We start from the raw sequence: 22,413 nt of genomic DNA on the forward strand, positions 1-22,413 counted from the left end.
CCGTCCGGTTCGGCCGCAACTGTCCGGAAAGAATGAATTGGTCGCGTACCGCAGTCCCGACTGTTTTTGGTCGACCAAAATCGGAACTTTTACCAGCGTTTAGGGGAGCCTAAATCGTATGGCAGACGACGACTCGACGGAACTCTCGCGCAGGAAGCTAATCGCCGGAACCGGAGCCGCGGCCGGGACGCTGCTCGCGGGCTGTACCAGCGGTGGTTCGGGTACGAACGGCAACGACGGCGGAACGACGACGGGCGACGGAACGACAAAGTCGGGCGGACCCTACTCGGTGTCGATAGAGCCGATGGGGAGCGTCGAGTTCGAGTCGGTACCGAAGACGTGGGTCGCGAACAACGGCAGTTGGGCCGACATGGGCGTCGCGCTCGGACTCGAACCGCCGAAGGGGATGTGGATGACGAGCCGATACTACACGCGGTACTACGACGAGATACCGGGCGTCTCCGTCGACAAGAGCGGCATGGTCAGTCTCTATCAGGACGGCGTCAGCAAGGAGCGGTTCTACTCGCTCGACGGCGACGTCCACGTCATCGACCCGAACTTCCTCCAGAACCGGTTCAAGGGCTGGAAGCAGTCCGACGTCGACGAGATTCGGAAGAACATCGGCCCCTTCTTCGGGAACAGCATCTTCTCGCGCGGCTACGAGTGGCACAAGGACTACCGCTACTACACGCTGTACCAGGCGTTCGGGAAGCTCGCGAAGGTCTTCCAGCGAACCGACCGCTACGACGCCTTCTCGTCCCTGCACGATACGTTCCAGTCCAAGCTCGATTCGGTCGTCCCTCCGAAGAAAAAGCGGCCGTCGGTGGCAGTCCTGTGGGCGTCGAGTAACAAGCCGGAGACGTTCCTGCCGTACCTGATCGACGAGGGGACGAGCTTCAAGCAGTGGCGCGACCTGAAGGTCAAGGACGCGCTCGCCAACACGTCCGTCAAAAATTTCCACAGCGGGCGCGGGAAGGTAGACTACGAGACGCTGCTCCAGGTGGACCCGGACGTGCTCCTGCTGCGCGGACACGAACAAAAGACCGAAGAGAAGTTCCAGAACACCGTCGTCTCGTCCATGAAGAACCACAACGTCGGGAGCAAGCTGACCGCAGTCAAGAACGGCGACGTCTATCGCGGCGGTCCGCTCTACCAGGGCCCCATCACGAACCTCGTCCTCACCGAACGGGCGGCGAAACAGCTGTACGGCGCGTCGGGCAAGCTCTTCGACCGCAAGCGGGTCGCGAACATCGTGAACGGCGAGTTCTGAGGCCGGAAACGACCGCCGGCCTATCGGCCGAATCACAGCCCTTATCAGGAGTTAGGGAGACCTAAACCACATGGTCGCAGCGGGAAGCACGGACGGTGGCACCGCACTGGCGTCGAGTGCCGAGGGGGAGACGGGATGAGCAGACGGACCGAGGCGGAGTCGAGCGGTCGACTGTTCGGCCGCTTCGACGGCTCGCTCGGTGCGCTCATGCTCGCCAGCACGGCCATCGTGATCGTCGCGGGACTGCTGCAGGTCAGCTTCGGCGCGTACTCGATACCGATGCAGGACGTGTGGTCGGCCGTCACCGATCCGGACGTCCTGTTCGACCCGACCGTCCTCGGGACGCTGCTGCTCGGCGGCGAACTGCCCGACCACCTGAGCAACGAGACCGTCGTCGTCTGGAGTCTCCGCCTCCCGCGGGTGTTCGTCGGCGTCCTGGTCGGGGCGAACCTCGCCGTTTCCGGCGCGATATTCCAGGCGGTGACGCGGAACGAACTCGCCAGCCCGTTCGTGCTAGGCGTGAGCCACGGCGCGGGGTTCGCCGTGCTGTTGACGCTCGTCGTCTTCAGCGGGATGGCCGTGTTCCTCCCGCTGTTCGCCGCTCTCGGCGGCGTCTCCGCGTTCCTGCTGGTCTACGCCGTCGCCTGGAAGGGCGGGACGAGCCCCGTCAGACTGGTGCTCGCCGGCGTCGTCGTCGGAACGGTCTTCCACTCGTTCCAGACGGCGCTGTTCTTCATGGCGGACAACCTCGCCGTCGTCCAGAACGCCATCTCGTGGACGACGGGGTCGCTCACGGGAACCGACTGGGAGCAGGTGCGAATCGCGCTGGTTCCGACCCTGTTCGTGGTGCCCGCCGCGCTGGTCTCGTCGCGACAGTTGAACGTCCTCCTGCTCGGCGAGCGGACGGCCCAGTCGCTCGGGATGTCGGTCGAACGCATCCGGTTCGCCCTGTCGACGCTCGCCATCGTCGCCGCGAGCACCGCCATCTCCGTCGCCGGCATCGTCGGGTTCGTCGGACTCGTCGTCCCTCACCTCGTCCGCACTATCGTCGGCAGCGACTACCGGAAACTCATGCTCGGCTGCGCGTTCGCCGGCCCCGCGCTCGTGGTCGGCGCGGACGTGGGAGCGCGCCTCGCGCTCCCCGTTCAGGTTCCGGTCGGCATCGTCACCGGCCTCCTCGGCGGGCCGTACTTCCTCTATCTGATGCGGAAACAGCACGACGTAGGTGAGATCTGATGACGGACGAACCCGAAACGACGGACGGCGGTGAGAGGAACGAAGCTCAACGAGCCTCGACAGACCACAGGTCTGACGGCGGCGAACGGAGCGAAGCTCCGCGAACCTCGTCGGACCGCAGGTCCGACGGTGGCATCGCGGTCGAACGAGAGCAGGTGGCGGACGACGCCGACGTCGATGGCGTCGACGACGCGACCGACGCCAGCGAACTGCACGGCGAAGGGCTGGCCATCGGCTACCCGGACACCGGAATCGTCGTCGAGTGCGAGTCCATCGTCCTCCCCGCCGGGGAGGTGACGGCGCTCGTCGGTCCCAACGGCTCCGGCAAGAGCACGCTCCTGAAGGCGTTCGCCGAACAGCTCACGCCGGACGACGGGTCGGTCCTCCTCGACGGGGAGGACGTGCACGCGATGGGGACGAAGGCGCTCGCCCGGCGTCTCGGGATGCTCTCCCAGGAGAACGAGTCGCCCGACAGCATCACCGTCGAGGAGCTTGCCTACCACGGGCGCTACCCCCACCGGGGGTTCTTCGAGTCGGCGAGCGAGGAGGACCATCAGGCGGTCGAGCGGGCGCTCGACCTCGCCGGCGTGGCCCACCTGCGGGACGAGGAGATGGGCAATCTCTCCGGCGGCCAGCGCCAACTGGCGTGGATAGCGATGGTGCTCGCCCAGGAGACCGACGTGCTCCTGCTCGACGAACCGACGACGTATCTCGACCTGCGCCACCAGCTCCACGTGCTCGACGTCGTCCGCACGCTCGCCGACGAAGCTGACCTGACCATCGGCGTGGTCCTCCACGACGTGGCGCAAGCGGCCCGCTACGCCGACAACCTCGTCGCTCTGAAAGACGGCGAACCGTACGACTGGGGACCGCCCGCCGACGTGGTGACCGAGGAGCTACTCGCGGCGGTGTTCGGCGTCGAGGCGACCGTCGAATCGAGCGACGACGGGCCCGTCGTCCACCCGCATCGACCACTGTAGCGCAGGCAGGGACCGGTGACTCCGCCCGCGGCCGGACCGCACCGCGGCGTCGGTTGGCCGTCGCCGCCGTCTCTCCGTTTTCCTGCCGTCGGAAGGCCGACTCTGAACCCAGGCCGTCCCGCGAGGCGGACCGACCGCGCTCGGGGAGAGCGAAGAACCGCAACCTTTACCAGTTTTTAGGTCGGCCTAAAACACGAGGCGGGAGCCACGTCGCGGGGGTCGAACGGCCCCGCGACGGTGCGTCTCCGGCCTGCGAGCCGCGTTTCCGAAAGCGCCCGTGCGGTTCCGGCTTCCGGGACTCGGCGCCGGGAGTCTCGCCGACGGGCGAACGCCGCAGAGGTATCGTCCGCGAACGAGCGCGAACGGTGGGCATCCGTCCGCGTCTGTCCCTTCTACGCCGACGGTCGACGACGCGAGAGAACGTCGGCCGGCGCGAACCGACCAACGCCGGAGAGTCGCCCGACCGCGAATCGAGGACGCGACGTCGTTACATACGTCGGGCGACTCCCGGCGTCGGAAAGACCGTTCGATACGGTGAAACGACCGCCGTACCCACCCGGCGATTCCAGCGGACTGCCGACGTTTCCTCCGAAAACTGTTTCTCGCCGTGGCGTCGAGCGTATTACATGACGGCCATCGACGTTCGGGGTCTCTCCAAGAGATACGGGGATGTCCTGGCGAACGACGACCTCTCCTTCTCGGTCGCGGAAGGGGAGGTGTTCGGCTACCTCGGCCCGAACGGCGCGGGCAAGACGACGACCATCCGGACCCTGATGGGGTTCCAGTCGCCGACGTCGGGGACCGCGACGGTGCTCGGCAGCGACGTCCGCGACGAGCGCGAACTCATCGAGGCCAAGCGACGGGTCGGCTACCTGCCGGCCGACCCAGCCTTTGACGAGACCGCCACCGGCCGCGAGATTCTCGACCTCCACGCGGCAGTCAAGGGCGACGAACGCCGCGAGGAACTGCTCGACATCTTCGACCCGCCGCTGGACCGGGAGGTGCGGGAGTACTCCTCGGGCAACAACCAGATGCTCGGACTCGTCCAGGCGTTCATGCACGACCCGGACCTCGTCGTGCTGGACGAGCCGACCGGCGGGCTCGACCCATTGAAACAGCAGGAGTTCAACGAGTTCGTCCGGCGGGAACGGGCCGCCGGCACGACGGTGTTCATGTCCTCGCACATCCTGAGCGAGGTGCGCCGCGTCTGCGACCGCGTCGGCGTCATCCGCGACGGCCGACTCGTGACGACGGAGAGCGTCGAGCGCCTGCTGCGGCGCAGCGGCAAGGTCGTCCACCTGACCGTCACCGACGACGTCGGGGCGGGGGAGTTCGACCTCGACGGCGTCCACGACCTCGCCGTCCGGCAGGTCGACGGCGAGACGGTCGAGGGCGAGGCGAACGGGGGAAGCGTCGACGGTGCCGGAAAGCGGGAGACGGCCGAGCGCACCGCGGTCGCTCCAACCGTGACCGAGCTCTCTTTCACCTTCACGGGGAACGTGAACGCGCTCGTCGACCGCATCCACGACTACGACGTGCTCGAACTCGACGTGCAGGAGGCGCCGCTGGAGGAAGTGTTCATGCGGTTCTACGGCGACGAGAGCGCCGAAGCGGCCGACGTGCCACCGGAGCGACGCCCCGGCGACGGAGGTGAAGCGTGACGTTCGAGTTCACGCGCTACGAGACCCGCCACCGCATTCGGGGCGCGGTCGCACTCGCGGTCGGCTTGTCGCTGCTCGCGGCGATGGTCATCTGGGTCTACCCCTCGTTCGCCGACAGCATCGACCTCGACCGGCTGCTCCAGTCGTACCCCGAGCCCATCGTCAAGGCGATGGGGATACGGACCATGAGCACGCTCGCGGGCTTTCTCGCGGTCGAACTGTACAACTTCGCGTGGGTCATCCTGCTCGGTCTGTACTTCGCGTACAGCGCCGCGTCGCTGGTCGCCGACGACGTCGAGCGCGAGCGCATGGACATGCTGCTGTCGCTGCCCGTCTCGCGGTCGCGCATCGTCGCCGAGAAGTTCCTCTCGCTGCTCGCGCCCATCCTTGTCCTCAACGTCGTCACCGCGGTCGTCGTCTACGTCGGCAGTCTGCTCGTCGACGACGCCATCCCGGTCGCCGACCTCGTCGCCGTCCACGCGCTCTCGATACCGTACCTGCTCGCCTGCGCCGGCATCGGCCTGGTCGCCTCCGTCGCGTTCGACCGGGAGGCCATCGCCCAGCGGGTCGCGCTCGCGGTCGTGTTCGCCCTCTTCCTCGTCGAGTCCGTGCTGACCGACACCGACTACGAGGCGCTGGGCGCGGTCGCGCCGATGCGTTACTACGACCCGACCGCCGTGCTCGTCGACGGCCAGTACGACCTCCTCGGTGCTGCGGTTCTCCTCACCGCCACGGTCGCGCTCGTCGTCGTCAGCCAGCAGTGGTTCCGCCGGAAGGACCTGAACTGAGCCCCGACGCGTTCGAGGGTGAGAGAAGCGAGCGTCGCGGTCGCCGCTCACGGCGCGTCGAACGGAGCGCGGGAAGCGACGCCGTTCGGACGCACGTGACGCGTCGTGAGAAAACCTTTATCACGGGCGGGGAGAAGGATAGGGAAACGACCCCCCGAGAGCATGACACGTTTTGAAGCGAGCGACCGCGACCGGCTGGCCCGCCGGCACCGCGAGGAGGTCGAGATACCGGAGAGTCGGGAGGTGTCAGACCTCGTCATGTCGCTGTCCGCCGACGACTCCGCTCGGCGAGCGAGCGCGGCGTGGGCGCTCGCGGAGGAGGCCGCAACCCGGCCAGGGCAGGTGCCCGTCTCGGACCTCGCACGGGCGACCGACGACGACGACGTCTGGGTGCGACGCGGCGCGACGTGGGCGCTCGCGGAGGTCGCCCGGTCCGACCCGGAGGCGGCCCGCTCGACCGTCGAACGGGCGACCCGCCTCGTGGGAGACGACGACCCGCTCGTGCGCGAGAACGCCGTCGTCACCGTCGCCAGCGTCGCCACCGAGCACCCCCGGGCGGCCGAACCGGCCATCGAGGAACTGGCCGCCCTCAGGGACGACGACGACGGCATCGTGCGCAGGTACACGAGCGAAGCGCTCCGGCACGTCGTCGACGCGCTGTCCGAGTCGACGCTCACGGGCGAACCGACCGTCGTCAGCGTCAGCGACGAGCGACTCGCCGACGTGCTCGACGGCGCGAACGTCGTCCAGACGGGCGGGGGCGGCCAGTCCACGTCCGTCCGCGTCGCGCCGGCGTCCGAGGTCGAGAGTGCCGAATCCGGGACCGCCGACAGCCGCGACGCCGACGACGAGGTCCGCGGTCGCCCGCCCGACCCGGCCGACGTGGTCTCCCCCGACCCGGTCGACGCCGAGTACGACGAGTTCGAGCGACTGCGCCGGGTCGGCACCGACCCACTCACCGTCGGACACAAGGCGCGCGTCCTCGCACCCGGCCCGCGGGCACACGTCGTGGTGACGCTCCGGACGCTGCAGGAGAGCGACCACGCCGCGGCGTTCGCCCGGGCGACGCGCCGGTGGGAACGCGTCGACGACCACGACCACGTCGCGGGCGTCCTGGCACGCGGCGACGGCCCGCGTCCGTGGGTCGCCACGGAGTTCTTCGACGCCGGGACGCTCGCGGACCACCTCGGAGACGGCGTCGCGGCGTCGCTGTGGTACGGGCACCGAATCGTCGCCGCCGTGGCCCACGCCCACGCGCTCGGCGTCGTCCACGGCGGTCTGCGCCCCGGCGTCGTCGGGGTCGTCGAGACGCTCGGGCGGACGTGGCCCGTGCCGAAGGTGACCGACTGGGAGTTCGGTCGCGTCCTCGCCGAGGCCGGCACGAAGCCCGTCTCGCCCGCCTTCGCCGCGCCGGAACACGTCGCGCCCGAGACGTTCGGCCGGCCCGACCAGGCGACGGACGTGTACGGCCTCGGTGCGCTGCTGTACGGCCTGTTCGCCGGTCGACCGCCGTTCACCGGCGATCCGCACGTCGTCGTCCAGCAGGTCGAGTCGGCGGACCCGCCCGCGCCGACCGAGAGCGACGCCGACCTTCCCAGGGCGGTCGACGACGTGGTCGCTCGTGCGCTCGCAAAGCGCAAGCCGGAGCGCTACGAGACCGTCGCGGATCTCCGGGTCGGCCTCGAACGCGTCCTCGAGGACCGCGCTCCCGAACTGCTGAACGCCTGACCGGGCGGCCCACCGACCGCCGTACTGTAAGGACGATTAGGTGTTCGGATCCGGCGTTCTCGAACGCCTCCGTTTCCCGCGTGTTCCCCTCGAATTCAGGGGTGAACGGTAGCTGACGAATCACAAAATACTCAAACAGGAGACGCCCGACTAGAGGTGTATGGACATAAGGGAGAAACTCCCGTCACAGCCGTGGCTTGTGCGCGGGACCGTCCTGTTACTCGTCGTCGCTCTGCTCGCGCCCTCCGCCGTCTCCGCACTCACGTACGACCAGGAGGAGTCGAACCTCGAGAGAGGCACCATGGAGAAATCGGCGAACGGAACGACAGTAATCAGCGTGCAGGGGTACCACTTCAAGGGACAAGGGAACAACAAAAAGCCCGCCCGACTCGTCGCCGTCGGCCCCCGCGGAGACGTCAAGTGGGTCCACAACGGCTCGAAGGAGGGAGCCACGTGGTTCTACGACGTGGACCCGATGGAGAACGGTAACCTGCTCGTCACCTCGACGCAGCAAGGGAAGACGCTGGTGTACGAGTTCGACCCGGAGACGAAGGAGAAAGTGTGGACGCAGGAGCTCCCCATCGAGGACACCCACGACGTCGACCTCATCAACGGTAACCAGCTGCTCGTCGCGAACCTGAAGAACTACGACGAGCAGAGCAAGACGAACAACGACAGCATCTTCGTCTACGACCTGGAGAAAGACGAGATCGTCTGGCGCTGGTACTTCCGGAGTCATTACGACCGGGACGCCGGCAAGGGCCAGGGCGAGTACACGAGCGACTGGACCCACGTCAACGACGTGGAGAAGGTTGGACCGGGCAAGTACATGGCCGACCCGCGGAACATGGACGAGGTCATCGTCGTCGACCGCAAGAGCAAGGAGGTCACGATGAAGCTCGGCGAGGACGGAAACTACGACGTCCTCCGCAAGCAGCACAACCCGGACTACCTCGAGAGCGAGGACGGTAACCCGACCGTGCTGGTCGCCGACTCGCACAACCAGCGCGTCGTCGAGTACGAGCGCGAGAACGGGAAGTGGAACCAGACCTGGAGCGTGGGGTCCCACGAGACGCTCAACTGGCCGCGTGACGCCGACCGCCTGCCCAACGGCAACACCCTCATCGTCGACTCGCAGAACCACCGCGTCATCGAGGTGACGCCGAAAGGCGAGGTGGTCTGGGAGTTCTACTCGCCCTGGCTGCCGTACGACGTCGAGCGCCTGAAGTACGGCGACGAATCGAACGGCTCGACGATGTCGGACGTCGGCGTGACCGGCGAGTACGACGTGACCGGAAGCGCCAATCTCGAACCCGGCGGCGACCGCATCAAGATGTCCGTCTTCCTCTCGAACACGTTCGCCGGAACGCCGTTCCAAGAGGAGATGCAGCGACTCGGCGAGACGTGGGACCAGGCGACGCCGTTCATCCGCCCCATCTGGATGGACGAGTACGCGTTCATCGCTGCGATACTCGCCGGTCTCCTGCTCGTGGGCTGGGTCTTCGGCGAGGGCGTCTACCACCGCCGGCGCATCTACCACGGCATCAGAAAGCGCCTGGCCTGAACCGGTCACGCTCGTTTTCCGCCGTCGACCGTCGCCGGAACCCCTGCAGACATCCGGGCGAGCGGAACGACCGGCCGGTCCGTCCAGAATTCGGGCGACAGCGCGGCGGCCACACGTTTCACAAGCGTCCTGGTCCACACGCGAGTATGGACGAACTACCACGAATCGGACTCGGCACCTACGACAACATCGACCCGGAGCAGTGCGCCGACGTCGTCGCCGCCGCGCTGGAGATGGGGTACCGACACGTCGACACGGCCCAGGAGTACGACAACGAGGCGTACGTCGGCGAGGGCATCGCCCAGGCGGGCGTCGACCGCGAGGACGTCTTCCTCGCGACGAAGGTCTGGGACGACAACCTCGCGCACGACGACGTGCTCGCCAGCACGGACGAGAGCCTCGACAGACTCGGCGTCGACGCCGTCGACCTGCTGTACGTCCACTGGCCGCGGGACACCTACGACGCCGAGGACACCCTGCCGGCGTTCGACGAACTGTACGACGAGGGCACGATAGACCACGTCGGCGTGAGCAATTTCACGCCGGACCAGCTCGACACGGCGCGCGAGACGCTCGACGCGCCCATCTTCGCCCACCAGGTCGAGATGCATCCCCTGCTCCAGCAGGAGGAGCTACAGGAGTACGCCCGCGAACACGACCACTGGCTCGTCGCCTACTCGCCGGTCGCGCGCGGGAAGGTGACCGAGGTGGACGAGATTCGAGAGGTGGCGGAGAAACACGACACCACGCCCTACCAGGTGTCGCTGGCGTGGCTCGCCGCGAAGGAGAACGTCGCCGCCATCCCGAAGACGTCGAGCGAGGAGCACCTGCAGGACAACTTCGAAGCGCGGGAGATAGACCTGGACGACGAGGACGTGGCGGCGATAGACGGCATCGAGCGCGAGGAGCGCATCGTCGACCCCGACGACGCGCCGTGGAACCGGTAGCCGGTTAGCCGTCCGCGGACGGTCCGGGGTCCCCGGTCGTCTCCCGAATCTCGAACCGTGCGCCGCCGTCGACGCCCACGGTCACCGACGCGGTCCAGCCGTGGGCGTCGGCGATCTGGTCGATGATGGCGAGGCCGAACCCCGTTCCGTCGTCGCGAGTCGAGTAGTCGGAGTCGAACACCACCGTCCGCTCGGACTCGGGAACGCCGGGTCCGTCGTCCTCGACGTAGACGCCGTCGACGAACCCGTCGGCGGGACCGGCCCGTAGCGCCCCGACGTGGACAGTGACGTCCCTGCCCGCGTGCTCGACGGCGTTGCGGAACAGGTTCTCGAACAGCTGCTGGAGACGTCCACCGTCGGCCTCGATGCGACCGTCGGGGACGCTCGCCAGCGGCGCGTCGGCGGTGTCGACGTTCGCCCACGCGCCGCGGACGACGGTCGCGAGGGCGACCGGTTCGGGGTCGTCTACCAGTTCGCCCTCCCGCGCGAGCGTCAGCACGTCGTCGATGATGGCCTCCATCCGGTCGAGTGCGTCGAGGGTCTTCGTCAACCGCCCGTCGTCGTACGTCTCCGCGAGCAGGTCGACGTACCCGTGTGCGACGTTCAGCGGGTTCCGGAGGTCGTGGGAGACGATGCCGGCGAAGTCCTCCAGCTGGTCTTTCTGGCGGCGCAGCCGTTCTTCGCGCTCCCGGAGCAGGCGCTCGCGCTCGACGCGGTTGAGCGCCTCGGCCACGTGGGTGACCAGCAGTTCGGCGAGTTCGAGGTCCGTCTCGTCGAAGAAGCCGACCTCTTCGGCGACCGCCTGGAAGACTCCCCAGTCGCCGACAGGCACGCTGATGCCGGACCGGTAGTCGCCCTGGGGGTCCGCCGCGTCGACGTCCCGCAGGTCGTCTGCGAGGTTCGACTCGCCAGTCCGGTACGTCCGCCCGACGACCCCATCGTCGACCGACATCGTCGGCGTCTCGTCCGGGACGATACCCGTCGACATGCTCTTCGTCTTCAGCAGTCCGTCCTCCTCGGCGTCGACGACGCAGATGTCGAACTCGAGGATTCGCTCGGCCGCGTCGACCGTGAGGTCGTAGATGGCCTGCTCCGTCTCGCAGGCCTCCATCTGGGTCGCTGTCTTGTGCAGTTCCTCTATCTTGCGCTTGTTCTCGTGGAGTTCCGCGCCGAGTCGGCGGTACTCCGCCTCGCGTTCGGCGCGATCGAGCGCCGTCTCCGTGTTCGTCCCGAGCAACTCCAGGAACTCGACGTCGACGTTGTCGAAGTCCCGAATCTCCGTCGTCCCGGTGGTCAGCACGCCCTGGTCGCCAAGCGGCACGATGATCTCGCTCCGTACCGGCGTGTCGGGGTCGTGGACGTCCGCCTCGGTCCGCACGTCCTCGTAGACGGCGGTCTCGCCGCGCTGGAATGTGCGCCACGCGAGGCTGTCGCCGGGTTCGAACGTCGGTTGCCCGTCGAACGTCTCGTGCGACATCTCCGTCTGGGCCGCGGGTCGAAGCATCTCGTCCTCGTCGGCCAGCCAGCAGCCGGTCAGGGGGAATCCGAGTTCGGATCGCGCGGTCTCGACCGCTATCTCGCAGACCCGTTCTTTCGTCTCGGCGTGCATCATCTCGCGAGTCGCGGTGTGCAGCGCCTCGAACGTCCGTTAGTTCTCCCGCCGGTCGGTGACGTCCCGGACGAACCCTAGCGTCGCGTACCTCCCGTCGTACGTTATCGGCCTGACGCTCAACTCGCACCGGCGAACGACGCCCGACTTCGTCCGGAGTCGCACCTCGTACGTCTCGGGGGCGTCGTCGCCCCGCTCGCGTCGGGCGGCGATCCTCTCGACCCGTTCGTGGTCGTCCGGATGGACCAGCGCACGGAAGTCCATTCCTTCCAGTTCGTCCCTGTCGTACCCGGTGAGACGACAGGCCCGACCGTTGACGAACTCGAGCACCCCGTCCTGGAAGATGTATATCGCGTCGCGGCTCTGCTCGACGACGGTCCTGTAGCGGTGTTCGCTCTCGCGCCGCGCTCGTTCGGTTCCGCTGCTCTCGACGGCCTCGCGGACGCGGTCGGCGAGCACCGCGAACCTGTCCGGCGCGTCCCCCTTCCGGAGGTAGTCCGTGACGCCCGCGGAGATGGCTGCGCTGGCGATGTCCTCGCTCCCTCGCCCCGTGAAGAGGACGAACGGCAGGTCCGGGTAGTCCTCCCTGACCGCTTCGAGAAACGACAGTCCGTCGGTATCCGCCAGGTCGTAGTCGCTGACGACGCAGTCGAACGTCTCCGCTGCGAGGCGGTCCAGCCCGTCGGCTGCGCTCGTCTCGGTGACCACCGACAACCGATCGTCCCGGCGTTCGAGGGAGTCGACCGTCAGGTCGCCGAAGTCGGGGTCGCCGTCGACGTGGAGGACTCGCAGGTGGTCCCGCACTGCGTCGGCCATACTGGCGAATTGGGAACTCACCACATAAAACTTCCACTTCGATGATACGTGAACGGGCGAAAACGCCGGACCGGCGGTGGCGGAACCGGGGAACGCGTCTGCGGGCGTCCGGCCGAGTTCCGACGGACCTACCTGTCGACCGAACCCAGTACGATGTCGAGGCTACCGAGCGAGGCGATGAGGTCCGGCACGTACTCGCCGTTGGCCATCTCCGGCAGCGTCGAGAGATTGTGGAAGCACGGACTCCGGATCTTGAATCGCGCCGGCTTGCTGGTGTTGTCCGAGCGGATGTAAACGCCGAGTTCGCCCTTCGCGGCCTCGACCGCCCGGTAGGTTTCGGCGTCGGCGGGCGGTTTGAGCGTGCGCGGCACGTTCGACTGGAGGGTGCGCTCCTCCTCGGGCCAGTCTTCGAGCAGGTCAACGCACTGCCCGACTATCTTCGCGGACTCCTCGACCTCGCGCAGGCGCACCAGGACGCGCGAGTAGTTGTCGCAACCGTCCTCGGTGACGACGTTCCAGTCGAGTTCGTCGTAGTAGCCGTAGGGGTCGTCCCGGCGCACGTCGTAGTCGATGCCAGACCCCCGGGCGACGGGACCGGTCGCGCCGTACTGCTTGGCGACGTCGGGCTCCAGAACGCCGGTGTCGATGCACCTGAGTTGGAATATCTCGTTGCCGGTGATGAGGTCGTGATACTCCTCGAGCGCTCCCGGCAGGTCGTCGAGGAAGTCCCGGACTTTTCCGAAGAACTCGTCGCGCGGTTCGGGGACGTCCCAGATCACGCCGCCGAGCCGGAAGTAGTTGAACATCATCCGCTGGCCGGTGAGATCTTCGAGGATGTTCTGGGCCTTCTCGCGGTCCCGCATCGCGTACATGAAGATGGCCGTGAAGTCGCCGTACACGTCGAGTGCGAAGGTTCCGACGGCGAGGAAGTGACCGGTCATCCGCGAGAGTTCGACGCCGAGCGTCCGCAGCACCTTGGCGTACTCCGGCACGTCGATGTCCGCGAGGTCCTCCGCGGCGCGGGCGTACGCCCACTCGTTGGTCATGTTCGCGCTGTAGTCCCAGCGGTCCGGGTACGGCATGATTTCGTGGCGGTAGTTGCCCGTCTGGGCCATCTGCTCCTCGCAGCGATGGAGGTAACCGACGTCCGGCTCAACGTCGGCGACCTGCTCGCCGTCGAGGACCGTCTTGAGGTGGAGCACTCCGTGGGTCGCGGGGTGGTGCGGACCGATGTTGAGCAGCATCGTGTCCGACTCCTCGTCGCGGTGGTCGGCCTGGAGCGGGTTGCGATGTCGTTCCATCGACACGATCTGTGGCCGGTCCTGGTCGTAGTCGAGGCCGAGCGGGTGGCCCTGCCACGTCTCGGGCAGGAGGATGCGCCGCAGGTCCGGGTGGCCCTCGTACTCGACGCCGACGAGGTCGTACGCTTCCCGTTCGTGCCACTCGGCCGTGCGGAACACGGGCTCTGCCGTCTCGCTGACCGGGTCCTCGGTCGGCGTCGGGACGACGACGCTCACTTCCTGCGTGCGGTCGTCGTACTTCGTGAGGTGGTAGATGCTCTCGTAGCGGTCCTCGTAGTCCTGTGCGGTGACCATCGAGAGGTGGTCGAACCCGGCCTCGTCGCGCAGCGTGAACAGCGCGTCCTGCACCTCGTCGGGCCGGACGACGAACGCCTCAGCGTTGCCGTGCGTCTCCCGACCGATGACGCGGTCGCCGAGCAACTCGGCGAGACCGTCGTAGTCAACCTCCGGACGCTGGATTTCCTGCGAGCTCACGGCGAATCAGCCCAGTTGTAGCGCATGACGAGCGTCTCCTCGTCGATTCGGTCGGCGAGCGTCTCGACCAGTTCGTCGCGTTCGAGGTCGCCGAACTGCTCCAGTTCGTACGGCTTGACCGTCACGGGGCTCGCCTCGCCGTTGGCGACGCGCTCCTGGAGCTTGGCGACGCCGTAGATGAGCGCCTCGGGGCGAGGCGGACAGCCCGGCACGTGGATGTCACAGGGGATGACCTCCTCCGCGCCCTTGATGACGTTGTAGCCGCCCTGGAACGGACCGCCGGAGCACGTACACGAGCCCATGCTGACGACGAACTTCGGCTCGGGCATCTGGTCGTAGACGCGGTGCATCCGCGGCGCGAACTTCGAGACGATGGTCCCCGGGACGATGATGACGTCGGCCTGGCGCGGCGACGCACGCGGCACTCCGGCGCCGAAGCGGTCGAGGTCGTGTTTGACCGCGTAGGTGTGCATCATCTCGAGGCTGCAGCAGGCGATGCCGAACTGCAGCATGAACATCGACGACCCCCGGACCCAGTTCATGAACTTGTCGAACTTCGTGAGTATGAACGGCGACGAACCGAACGCCGTCCGAAGCTTCGAGTTGAACCGGTCGCGGCTCTCGGCTTTGCCCTCCTCGCGACTCGTCGGTTCCCGGAACTCCTCACCGCCGTGCGGGTCGACGGACGGTCCTCCCTCTGACGTGTAGTCTGCCTTGCGTTCGCTCATCCCACAACCCCCGGCCCTGGATACGGGCCTTTCCGGTGGTTGGGCCGGTATCAGCATGAATGTTCGGGATGGATTCGATGGCGAAGCCGATGACGACTGCCCGGCCGCCGGCGCACGTCGCACCGCCCGGCGTCCGGACGTTGAAATAGGAAGGCGAGGAACCGTCCGGTGTGACGACGCAGCGAGAGAGGCGGGGACGAGTCGCCGTGCTGTTCGCCGCGGGACTGGCGGTCGTCGCGCTCGCGGTCGGGCGACTCCGGAGGGCGGTCGCACGAGCCGATTCGGTGCCGCTCAGCCCGCTGTTCGCCCGCTGGCGGGTCGGCGCGGACTACCTCGACCGCCACGGCGTCGCGACGGGCGACTCCCTGCCGGGAGAGATGGACGACGTCGCGACGTACGAGAGCCCGGAGTTCGAACCGGACGCGCTCGACCCCGCAGTGCGACGGTTCTACGAACGCACCGCCGAGTACGACCTCGGCTACTCGGTTCGCTGGCATCCAGGCTTCCGTCTCGGAGCGACGCTCGCGGCGCGCGCGACGAGTCGCCTCGAACAGTTGAACCTCCCTGCGCCGGGCGGAATCGGCGGGACGCTCCGGAGCCGCATCGTCGCGGTCGAGGAGCGCTCCGACCCCAGGGACGGTGCGCGGGCCTGGATACGGACCGACGACGACGGCGTCGCCGTCATCGTCGCCGTCTACGCCAGTCACGTGTCCGGCGACCGTCGCTACGTCAACATCGCCGTCCCGCTCCCGGCCTCGAACCTGAGCACCGTCCTGCTCCCCCGGACCTGCGAGGACGGCGGCGTCGAGCTGACGACGCGGGCGGGCACCGACGACGAGGGACTCTACCTCGTCACGCCGCTGGGCGGCGTCGCGCTCCCGCTCGCCCAGCGGTTCCGGGTTCGCCCCGACGGCGACGGCGTTCGTGCCGTCCACGAGATGTGGGCGTTCGGTCGGCAGTTCCTCACCGTCGAGTACGCCGCAGAGTCGACAGAGAGCCGTCGTTCCGGGGGATAGAGGTATCCGGTTGGCGCGTGAGGCTTCGGCCATGAAACTCGGAGACGCGGCGAGGGCGACGCGCTCGGTGCTCGTCGACCGCCCCGCGACGGTGCTGCCAGCGTTCCTCGCGGGCGTCGGGGTCGCGCTCGTCGCCCAGTCGGTCCCCCTCGTCGGCGTCGCGCTGGCGTTCGCCGTCCTCCTCGGGTCGGGCCGCATCGACCGCTTCCTCGAGACGGTGCGACGCGTCGACGTCGAGCCGACGGACGGCGTGAGCGACGCGGCCGCGAGCGCGCTCGCCGACGCGGTGCTGGCGCTGTTCACGCCGACGACCGTCGCGCTGCTTCTCGGTTCCGCGGCGGTCGGGCTGGTGGCGTTCCTCGTGGCGCGAGCGTTCGTCGGCGCGGCGCAGGTCCACGCCGTCGTGAGCGCGCTCGAAGGGGCGACGGACTCGCGTCCGATGGCGGCCGGCGTCGAGGGGGCGAGCGCGGACGGCTGGACGTTCCTCGGACTCGGCGTCGCCCGGGCGCTCGCCCTGCTCGCGCCGACGGTCGCCGTGGGCGCGCTGGCGGCGGTCGCGGCGAACGGCGGCGGTCTCGCGGCGGGACTGGTGCTGTTCGTCGCCGTGCTGGCGTGGCTACCGCTCACGTTCGCCGTCTACCTGCTGTTCGCGTTCGCGCCGCAGGCCATCGTCGTGGACGACGCGGGCGTCGTCGAGGCCGTGAAACGCGCGACGGGGTTCGTCCGACGCGAACCCGGGCGAGTGGTCGGCTACCTCGTCGTCGCGTTCGGGGCCGTCGTCGCGACCGGCGCGGCGGCGGTCGGCTTCCAGGCGCTCGGCGTCGGCTCCCTCCTGCAGGTCGCCGTGGCGTTTCTGGTCACCCCCGCCCTCGGCGTGCTGAAGACCGCGCTGTACCTCGACCCGCGCGACCCCGGGCCGCCGACCGCGGTTGCCGGACCGGCAGAGAGAGGGGCGACCGGGGCGGCCACGGATGCGGTTAGAGAGCCGTCCAACGGGGCGATGGAGACGGGCGAGCCGGTCGACGCGACGGTGGCCCGCCGGACGCCGACGGACGGGAGCGGTCGCGGCTCCCTCGCGGACGCGTTCCGGCGCGGGTGGCGGGAACTCGTCGGCTTCGTCGCGGCCCGGCCCGGACTGGTCGCGGTCGCGCTCGGCCTGTTCGCGGTCGGCGTGGCGGGCGGGTGGACCGCCGCAAGACCGTATTCCACGCCCGTCCCGGGTTCGGTGAGCGAGAACGTGTTCGGACGATTCCCCGTCGACACGTTCGTCAGCCTCACCGCGAACAACTGGACGGTGGCCATCTCGACGGCGTACGCCGGCCTCGGGTTCGGAGTGCCGACGGTGGTCAATCTACTGTTCAACGGCGCGCTCGTCGGCGGCGTCGTCGGTCTCGGTTCGGACCCGGTCGCGCTCGCCGCGCTCGTCGTTCCCCACGGCGTCGTGGAGATTCCTGCACTGTCGGTCGCCGCCGCGCTCGGCCTTCACCTCGGCGGAGCGGCGTGGTCGTACGTCCGCGGCCGGACGTCCGCCGACGCGCTCGCGGAGGAACTCGTCCGGACGTACTACGCCCTGCTCGGTCTGCTACCGCTGTTCGTCGTCGCGGGGTTCGTCGAGGCGTTTCTCACCTGGTGGGTCGCCAGCCTGGTGGTGTGACCGCCGGGCCGTGTCGCCGCGGTTCGGCGCGTGCGCGGTCGGCCACGTCACCTCCCGGGTCGTCCGGACGGCCGGCGTCCGCCTCAGTCCCGGATTCGTCGCCAGGGAGACCGTCGTGCGGTGGCGCTACCGGACGGGACGTGGCTCTCCGTGCGACGGTTCTCGACCGGCGAGGGGGGCGGTCACTGTGCGAGTTCCGTGAACGCGTTCGTGTCGGCGTCGGTGCCCGCGACGATCAGTCTATCCTGGGACTCGACGACGAAGTCGGGGCCGAGGTCGGTGGTCACCTCGCCGTCGCGTTCGATCGCGATGACGGTGCAGCCGGTGCGTTCGCGTACGTTGGCCTCGCCGAGACTCTGGCCGACGAGGCGCGGGGCGGTCGTCCGGACGATCTCTATCTGCTTGTCCGGCGAGATGACCTCCTCGTCCTCCAGGATGGTCGAGGCGAGCATCCGCCCGCTGACGGTTTCGAGCGCGAGCACGTAGTCGGCACCGGCGCTGTACAGCTTGCCGATGTTGTCCGTCTCGTTCGCGCGGGCGACGATCTCCACCGTCGGCGAGAGTTCGCGGGCGACCAGCGTCGCGAAGATGGTCGTCGTGTCGTCGCCGAGCGCGAGGATGAGCGCGTTGGCGTGGTCGATGCCGGCCTCCAGCAGGACCGACTCGTCAGTCACGTCGCCGACCACGTCGACGCCTTCCTTGTTCTCGCGGTCGACGACAATGCTACGAAGCCCGGAGGTGACGAGTTTCTCGCTTACGGTCGAGCCGACCTCGCCGTAGCCGGCGACGATGGCCGAGCGCCGCGAGCGGGAGTACTCGTCGCCGAGCGTCATCTGCTTGAGACGTTCGAGTTGTGATTCCCGGCCGGCGACCAGCAGGATGGTGTCCTCGTCGAGCATCGTGTCCGGCGACGGCGGCGTGTGGAACTCGCCGCGCGTCCACGTGCCGATGATGCTCGCGCCGGTCCGCTCGCGGATGTTGCTCTCGGATAGCTCGCGGCCGACGACCGCCGAGTTCTCCTGCACGGAGAGTTCGACGATTTCGAAGTCCTCGCCGATGGTGATGGTGTCACCAAGGTCGGTCGTCACCGAGGCGGTCACCTGCTCCGCGAGGCTCTCGCCGAGGAGGTGGCGCGGCGAGAACACCTGGTCGGCACCGGCGTACTGGAGGTAGCTCGCCAGGTCGGGGTCCTGGACGAGGCTGATGACCTCGACGTCGTCGCTTATCTCCCTGACGGCGAGGGTGATGCTGGCGTTCTGCTCGTCTGTCGCGTCCGCGACCACGGTGTCTGCGGTCGCGACCCGCGCGCGGCGGAGCACCTCGGCGGATTCGGGGTCGCCGTGTATCACGTCGAGGTTGCGCTCGTACAGGTCCAGCGACGTCTCTCGGTCCCGAACGACGAGGACGTACTCGCGGTCCCACGACCGGAGTTCGTCGATGAGCGTCTCGGCGCGCGGCGAGTAGCCGCAGATGACGACGTGACCGCTGCGCTCGTCGATGGCCGTCGGCGGACTCACCCGCACCGCTTCCTGGACCCACGGCGCGACGAACAGCGGCAGCGTCATGAAGATGAGGAAGACGCCGGTCATCTGCATGGCGACCATCAGCAGTTCCATCTCGGTCGTCGTCCAGAGTCCGGCGTCCCTGCCGTAGCCGGTCGTCGTGAACGTCTCGACGACGATGGCGAACGACTCTAGCAGGCTCCGTTCTCGTCCCTCGAACGTCGCCATTCCCCACGAGTAGGCAAAAGTGTACCCGACGACCACCGTGACGAACGCGCCGACGTAGAGCAACACCCAACGCCGCTGTCTGTTCATCTCGGTGTACGCTCTCTCGTGCGGGACCTTTTACTCTACTGTCCGTCGGGCGCGGCGAGGCGGCGCGGAGGGAGGCCCGGCGCACGGGAGTGGGGGCGTGCGAGCGACGAGAGTAGCGCAGCGTCGACGGCGGAGCGAGACATGAAACCGTCGGAGACGTTCCGTCGTGCCCGATATACCAGCGTGCGTAGTGCTTCGACGCCTCGAATACAACACGAATTAAGTGAACTGGTCTCGGAAACGACGCCCATGGAGTGTCACTCGGAGGTGGCGTATGGCGAAGAGTAGTCCGGAGCCGGAAAAGTTGCGGGTCGGCGTCGTCGGCGGCGGATTCATCGGCAAGACCGTCGGCGCGGGGTTCATGCGGGACCGTCGCTCCACGGTCGTCGCCATCGCCGACGTGAGCGAGGCGGCGCTCCAGGAGGCAGGAGAGGAACTGTACGTCGGCCACGGGTCCCAGTACGAGGACTACGAGACGATGCTGGACGAGGAAGACCTCGACGCCGTGCTCGTCGGGACGCCGCACGCGTTCCACTACGAGCAGGTGACCGCGGCGCTGGACCGGGACCTGCACGTCCTCTGTGACAAGCCGCTGACGACTGACCGCGAGCAGGCCCGCGAACTCGTCGAGCGCAGCGAGTCCGGCGACGAGGTGCTGATGGTCGGCTACCAGCGCCACCTCAACCCGGCGTTCGTCCAGGCACGCGAACGCTGGGCCAACGGCGACCGAACGCCGACGTTCGTCACCGCCGAGATAACCCAGAACTGGATCGACCGCTTCGAGGACACGTGGCGCGCGAATCCCGACCTCTCCGGCGGCGGCAACCTCTACGACACGGGGAGCCACCTCCTCGACGCCGTTCTCTGGACGACGGGCCTGACCCCCACTGCGGTCCGCGCGGACATGGAGTTCGCGGACGAGGAGCGACGGGTCGACGTGGAGGCGCTGCTGAACGTCGAGTTCGCAGAGGGCGCGAGAGCGAGCGTCTCCGTGTTCAGCGACGCTCCGTGCGTCCGCGAACACATCCACACGTGGGACGACGAGGGCGCGATATATCTCGAGGGGCGCCAGTGGGAACCCCGCCAGTTGACGAAGATCGAGGAGGACAGCACGGACGTCGTCCCGTACATCCGGCGGGACCACGGCGACACCAAGGCCGAGACGTTCGTCGACTGCGTGCGCCAGGGGAAGACGCCGCCCGCCACCGCCCGGGACGCATTCGCCGTCACCGCGCTCACCGAAGCGGCCTACGAATCAGCCCGGAGCGGCGAGCGCGTCTCGGTCGACCTCGACGTCTGACCGCGGCGAACGCGGACTCGAACCCCACAACTGACGGCACCGACCGCGCCCAGGAGACCCGACGCGTCGCTTCCCGGCGAGACTCGCGACTGTCGCGGGGCGGTACGCGACTACGGGCTTTGCGTTCGCCGGGGTTATCGCTTCTCCACGTCGGCCAGACGGTCCAGCAGGCGTTCCGCCAGGTCGCCTTCCCGATACCGCACGGTGTCGCTCCGGGCGTCGTACTCGACGAGGCCGGCGTCTTCCAACCTCGGGAGTATCCTGTGATGGAGCGCGATGGTCGCCCGTTTTGAGTCGTCGAGGTCGTGAGCGAGAAGATGCTCCCGTAACTCCTCGAAGGAGGCGACGTCTCCGTCGGTATCCTGGAGGCAGTAGAGGACGGATCGGCGGTGCTGGTCGGCGACTACCTCGAGAAGTTCGTCGAACGACGTCCCCCCACTGCTTCCATCACCCTCGTCACGATCGGAGCCTGTATCCGTCATCGTACAGTCCCTTCTCGTAATGTTCACAACGTTTACCTATTTATGAATTTCGCAAATGTCAATTCGTAAATTCGAACGGGGGGCCCCATACTGCTAATTTCGCATATTTCTACAGAATATATTCGCATACTAAACTATATTTTGCAATTGTTGCGAAAAGGCCATTAGAGAAGAGGTCCTTGGGGTTCCGTGAAGAGTCGATGAACCTCGACGACACGGACAAGGGTATTCTCTACATGCTCCAGAACGATGCCCGTGACGTAACGACAGAAGAGATGGCGGAGGAGGTCGGCGTGTCGGCCAGTACGGTACGCAACCGCATCGAGAAGATGGAGGAGAGAGGCGTCATCCGCGGCTATCACCCGGACGTCGATTACGACAGGGCGGGCCTGCAACTCCACGTCTTCTTCATCTGCAGAGCGCCGAATCCGCGACGAGAGCAGCTGGCGAAGAAAGCCCGTGACGTGAATGGCGTCGTCACCATCCACGAAGTGCTGAACGGGGAGGAAAACGTCCAGATAGAGGCTGTCAGCACGGACACCGACGACATGGCCCGTATCACCGACGAACTCAGCGAGCGAGGCCTCGACGTCGTCAACTCCAAGGTGCTCAAGAGCACGCACATCCAGCCGTTCGACCATTTCGGCGAGCACATCGCCGACGAGGAGAATCATGAGTGATCGACCGACGACCGAAGTGGCCTCGCCCGAGTACGACCCCGACACGAAGACGTACTGCGTCGATTACGACCACGAGAGCGTTCCGCCGAGCGTCGTCATCCCCGCCGCGATACGAGACATAACGGGGACGGAGAGGACGGAACTCGACCCGCTGTACTGGACCGTCGACGGGGACGCGCTCGACGAACTGTTCCAGCCGGCCGTCGAGGGAGACGTCCGAGCGAACGGGAAGGTGGCGTTCTCCTACCACGGCTACGAGGTGACCGTGTTCGAGCGGGGACGCATCGAGTTCCGACGCGATGACGAGACGGAGCGACCGAGGGCCTCGACGGAATCGAACGGAGGGTAGCCGACGGACGCCG

The 22,413-nt window shown here is 67.6% G+C and carries 19 protein-coding genes; 13 read left to right on the forward strand and 6 right to left on the reverse strand.

Going from position 1 to position 22,413, the window contains the following annotated elements; translation table 11 throughout:
- Positions 1-118 precede the first annotated feature (118 nt).
- The 8 genes from ACRYA2_RS18270 to ACRYA2_RS18305 all read left to right on the forward strand — a co-directional run bounded on the left by ACRYA2_RS18270 (position 119) and on the right by ACRYA2_RS18305 (position 10,174).
- The gene (locus tag ACRYA2_RS18270) at positions 119-1,270 is read left to right on the forward strand and encodes an ABC transporter substrate-binding protein (RefSeq protein WP_433631355.1); all 1,152 of its coding nucleotides are present in this window, start codon (positions 119-121) and stop codon (positions 1,268-1,270) included.
- A 135-nt stretch (positions 1,271-1,405) separates the two neighbouring features.
- Positions 1,406-2,506, forward strand: a complete 1,101-nt coding sequence (locus ACRYA2_RS18275) for a FecCD family ABC transporter permease (protein ID WP_433631358.1) — start codon at positions 1,406-1,408, stop codon at positions 2,504-2,506.
- Complete coding sequence (locus ACRYA2_RS18280; RefSeq protein WP_433631360.1) at positions 2,506-3,486, forward strand: ABC transporter ATP-binding protein; 981 nt, start codon at positions 2,506-2,508, stop codon at positions 3,484-3,486. The genes ACRYA2_RS18275 and ACRYA2_RS18280 overlap by 1 nt, the downstream gene beginning before the upstream one ends.
- Before the next feature lie 626 nt (positions 3,487-4,112).
- Complete coding sequence (locus tag ACRYA2_RS18285) at positions 4,113-5,147, forward strand: ABC transporter ATP-binding protein (protein ID WP_433631363.1); 1,035 nt, start codon at positions 4,113-4,115, stop codon at positions 5,145-5,147.
- Positions 5,144-5,935 carry an ABC transporter permease subunit gene (locus tag ACRYA2_RS18290; RefSeq protein WP_433631365.1) on the forward strand — a complete coding sequence of 264 codons (792 nt, stop codon included), beginning with the start codon at positions 5,144-5,146 and terminating at the stop codon, positions 5,933-5,935. The genes ACRYA2_RS18285 and ACRYA2_RS18290 overlap by 4 nt, the downstream gene beginning before the upstream one ends.
- 162 nt (positions 5,936-6,097) lie before the next feature.
- Positions 6,098-7,663: a protein kinase domain-containing protein gene (locus ACRYA2_RS18295; protein ID WP_433631368.1), complete on the forward strand. Its 1,566-nt coding sequence runs from the start codon at positions 6,098-6,100 to the stop codon at positions 7,661-7,663.
- A gap of 160 nt (positions 7,664-7,823) precedes the next feature.
- Complete coding sequence (locus tag ACRYA2_RS18300; protein WP_433631370.1) at positions 7,824-9,227, forward strand: arylsulfotransferase family protein; 1,404 nt, start codon at positions 7,824-7,826, stop codon at positions 9,225-9,227.
- A 146-nt stretch (positions 9,228-9,373) separates the two neighbouring features.
- The gene (locus ACRYA2_RS18305; RefSeq protein ID WP_433631373.1) at positions 9,374-10,174 is read left to right on the forward strand and encodes an aldo/keto reductase; all 801 of its coding nucleotides are present in this window, start codon (positions 9,374-9,376) and stop codon (positions 10,172-10,174) included.
- A gap of 4 nt (positions 10,175-10,178) precedes the next feature.
- Here the strand turns inward: ACRYA2_RS18305 and ACRYA2_RS18310 are convergent, their stop codons facing one another.
- The 4 genes from ACRYA2_RS18310 to ACRYA2_RS18325 all read right to left on the reverse strand — a co-directional run bounded on the left by ACRYA2_RS18310 (position 10,179) and on the right by ACRYA2_RS18325 (position 15,102).
- The gene (locus ACRYA2_RS18310; RefSeq protein ID WP_433631376.1) at positions 10,179-11,786 is read right to left on the reverse strand and encodes a sensor histidine kinase; all 1,608 of its coding nucleotides are present in this window, start codon (positions 11,784-11,786) and stop codon (positions 10,179-10,181) included.
- Positions 11,787-11,822: 36 nt separating this feature from the next.
- On the reverse strand, positions 11,823-12,599 hold the full coding sequence (locus ACRYA2_RS18315; protein ID WP_433631379.1) for a PAS domain S-box protein: 777 nt from the start codon (positions 12,597-12,599) through the stop codon (positions 11,823-11,825).
- Between the two features lie 128 nt (positions 12,600-12,727).
- Positions 12,728-14,374: an NADH-quinone oxidoreductase subunit D gene (locus ACRYA2_RS18320; protein ID WP_433631381.1), complete on the reverse strand. Its 1,647-nt coding sequence runs from the start codon at positions 14,372-14,374 to the stop codon at positions 12,728-12,730.
- Positions 14,371-15,102: an NADH-quinone oxidoreductase subunit B gene (locus ACRYA2_RS18325; protein WP_433631384.1), complete on the reverse strand. Its 732-nt coding sequence runs from the start codon at positions 15,100-15,102 to the stop codon at positions 14,371-14,373. The genes ACRYA2_RS18320 and ACRYA2_RS18325 overlap by 4 nt, the downstream gene beginning before the upstream one ends.
- A gap of 170 nt (positions 15,103-15,272) precedes the next feature.
- Between ACRYA2_RS18325 and ACRYA2_RS18330 the strand changes: the two genes are divergently transcribed.
- Together ACRYA2_RS18330 and ACRYA2_RS18335 are read left to right on the forward strand one after the other, a co-directional pair.
- Entirely contained in the window at positions 15,273-16,118 is an 846-nt protein-coding gene (locus ACRYA2_RS18330) for a hypothetical protein (RefSeq protein WP_433631387.1), read from the forward strand.
- 31 nt (positions 16,119-16,149) lie between these two features.
- Entirely contained in the window at positions 16,150-17,772 is a 1,623-nt protein-coding gene (locus tag ACRYA2_RS18335) for a stage II sporulation protein M (RefSeq protein WP_433631390.1), read from the forward strand.
- Between the two features lie 182 nt (positions 17,773-17,954).
- Here the strand turns inward: ACRYA2_RS18335 and ACRYA2_RS18340 are convergent, their stop codons facing one another.
- Positions 17,955-19,589 carry a potassium channel family protein gene (locus tag ACRYA2_RS18340; protein ID WP_433631393.1) on the reverse strand — a complete coding sequence of 545 codons (1,635 nt, stop codon included), beginning with the start codon at positions 19,587-19,589 and terminating at the stop codon, positions 17,955-17,957.
- 274 nt (positions 19,590-19,863) lie between these two features.
- Here ACRYA2_RS18340 and ACRYA2_RS18345 point away from each other — a divergent pair, with 274 nt between their 5' ends.
- The gene (locus ACRYA2_RS18345) at positions 19,864-20,889 is read left to right on the forward strand and encodes a Gfo/Idh/MocA family protein (RefSeq protein WP_433631396.1); all 1,026 of its coding nucleotides are present in this window, start codon (positions 19,864-19,866) and stop codon (positions 20,887-20,889) included.
- Between the two features lie 134 nt (positions 20,890-21,023).
- On the opposite strand, the gene ACRYA2_RS18350 is transcribed toward ACRYA2_RS18345, so the two are convergent.
- Positions 21,024-21,371, reverse strand: a complete 348-nt coding sequence (locus ACRYA2_RS18350; RefSeq protein WP_433631399.1) for a DUF7344 domain-containing protein — start codon at positions 21,369-21,371, stop codon at positions 21,024-21,026.
- 200 nt (positions 21,372-21,571) lie between these two features.
- Between ACRYA2_RS18350 and ACRYA2_RS18355 the strand changes: the two genes are divergently transcribed.
- Positions 21,572-22,051 carry an Lrp/AsnC family transcriptional regulator gene (locus tag ACRYA2_RS18355; RefSeq protein WP_433631402.1) on the forward strand — a complete coding sequence of 160 codons (480 nt, stop codon included), beginning with the start codon at positions 21,572-21,574 and terminating at the stop codon, positions 22,049-22,051.
- Positions 22,044-22,400 carry a HalOD1 output domain-containing protein gene (locus ACRYA2_RS18360; RefSeq protein ID WP_433631405.1) on the forward strand — a complete coding sequence of 119 codons (357 nt, stop codon included), beginning with the start codon at positions 22,044-22,046 and terminating at the stop codon, positions 22,398-22,400. The genes ACRYA2_RS18355 and ACRYA2_RS18360 overlap by 8 nt, the downstream gene beginning before the upstream one ends.
- Positions 22,401-22,413: the final 13 nt, after the last annotated feature.

The sequence above is a fragment of the Halomicrococcus pelagicus genome (assembly GCF_050954125.1).

Coding starts and splice junctions, on each gene's coding strand:
- ACRYA2_RS18275 (WP_433631358.1), top strand. CDS start 1,406: ATGAGCAGACGGACCGAGGCGGAGTCGAGCGGTCGACTGTTCGGCCGC.
- ACRYA2_RS18300 (WP_433631370.1), top strand. CDS start 7,824: ATGGACATAAGGGAGAAACTCCCGTCACAGCCGTGGCTTGTGCGCGGG.
- ACRYA2_RS18350 (WP_433631399.1), bottom strand. CDS start 21,371: ATGACGGATACAGGCTCCGATCGTGACGAGGGTGATGGAAGCAGTGGG.
- ACRYA2_RS18325 (WP_433631384.1), bottom strand. CDS start 15,102: ATGAGCGAACGCAAGGCAGACTACACGTCAGAGGGAGGACCGTCCGTC.
- ACRYA2_RS18335 (WP_433631390.1), top strand. CDS start 16,150: ATGAAACTCGGAGACGCGGCGAGGGCGACGCGCTCGGTGCTCGTCGAC.
- ACRYA2_RS18310 (WP_433631376.1), bottom strand. CDS start 11,786: ATGATGCACGCCGAGACGAAAGAACGGGTCTGCGAGATAGCGGTCGAG.
- ACRYA2_RS18280 (WP_433631360.1), top strand. CDS start 2,506: ATGACGGACGAACCCGAAACGACGGACGGCGGTGAGAGGAACGAAGCT.
- ACRYA2_RS18270 (WP_433631355.1), top strand. CDS start 119: ATGGCAGACGACGACTCGACGGAACTCTCGCGCAGGAAGCTAATCGCC.
- ACRYA2_RS18355 (WP_433631402.1), top strand. CDS start 21,572: ATGAACCTCGACGACACGGACAAGGGTATTCTCTACATGCTCCAGAAC.
- ACRYA2_RS18295 (WP_433631368.1), top strand. CDS start 6,098: ATGACACGTTTTGAAGCGAGCGACCGCGACCGGCTGGCCCGCCGGCAC.
- ACRYA2_RS18340 (WP_433631393.1), bottom strand. CDS start 19,589: ATGAACAGACAGCGGCGTTGGGTGTTGCTCTACGTCGGCGCGTTCGTC.
- ACRYA2_RS18315 (WP_433631379.1), bottom strand. CDS start 12,599: ATGGCCGACGCAGTGCGGGACCACCTGCGAGTCCTCCACGTCGACGGC.
- ACRYA2_RS18285 (WP_433631363.1), top strand. CDS start 4,113: ATGACGGCCATCGACGTTCGGGGTCTCTCCAAGAGATACGGGGATGTC.
- ACRYA2_RS18345 (WP_433631396.1), top strand. CDS start 19,864: ATGGCGAAGAGTAGTCCGGAGCCGGAAAAGTTGCGGGTCGGCGTCGTC.
- ACRYA2_RS18305 (WP_433631373.1), top strand. CDS start 9,374: ATGGACGAACTACCACGAATCGGACTCGGCACCTACGACAACATCGAC.
- ACRYA2_RS18360 (WP_433631405.1), top strand. CDS start 22,044: ATGAGTGATCGACCGACGACCGAAGTGGCCTCGCCCGAGTACGACCCC.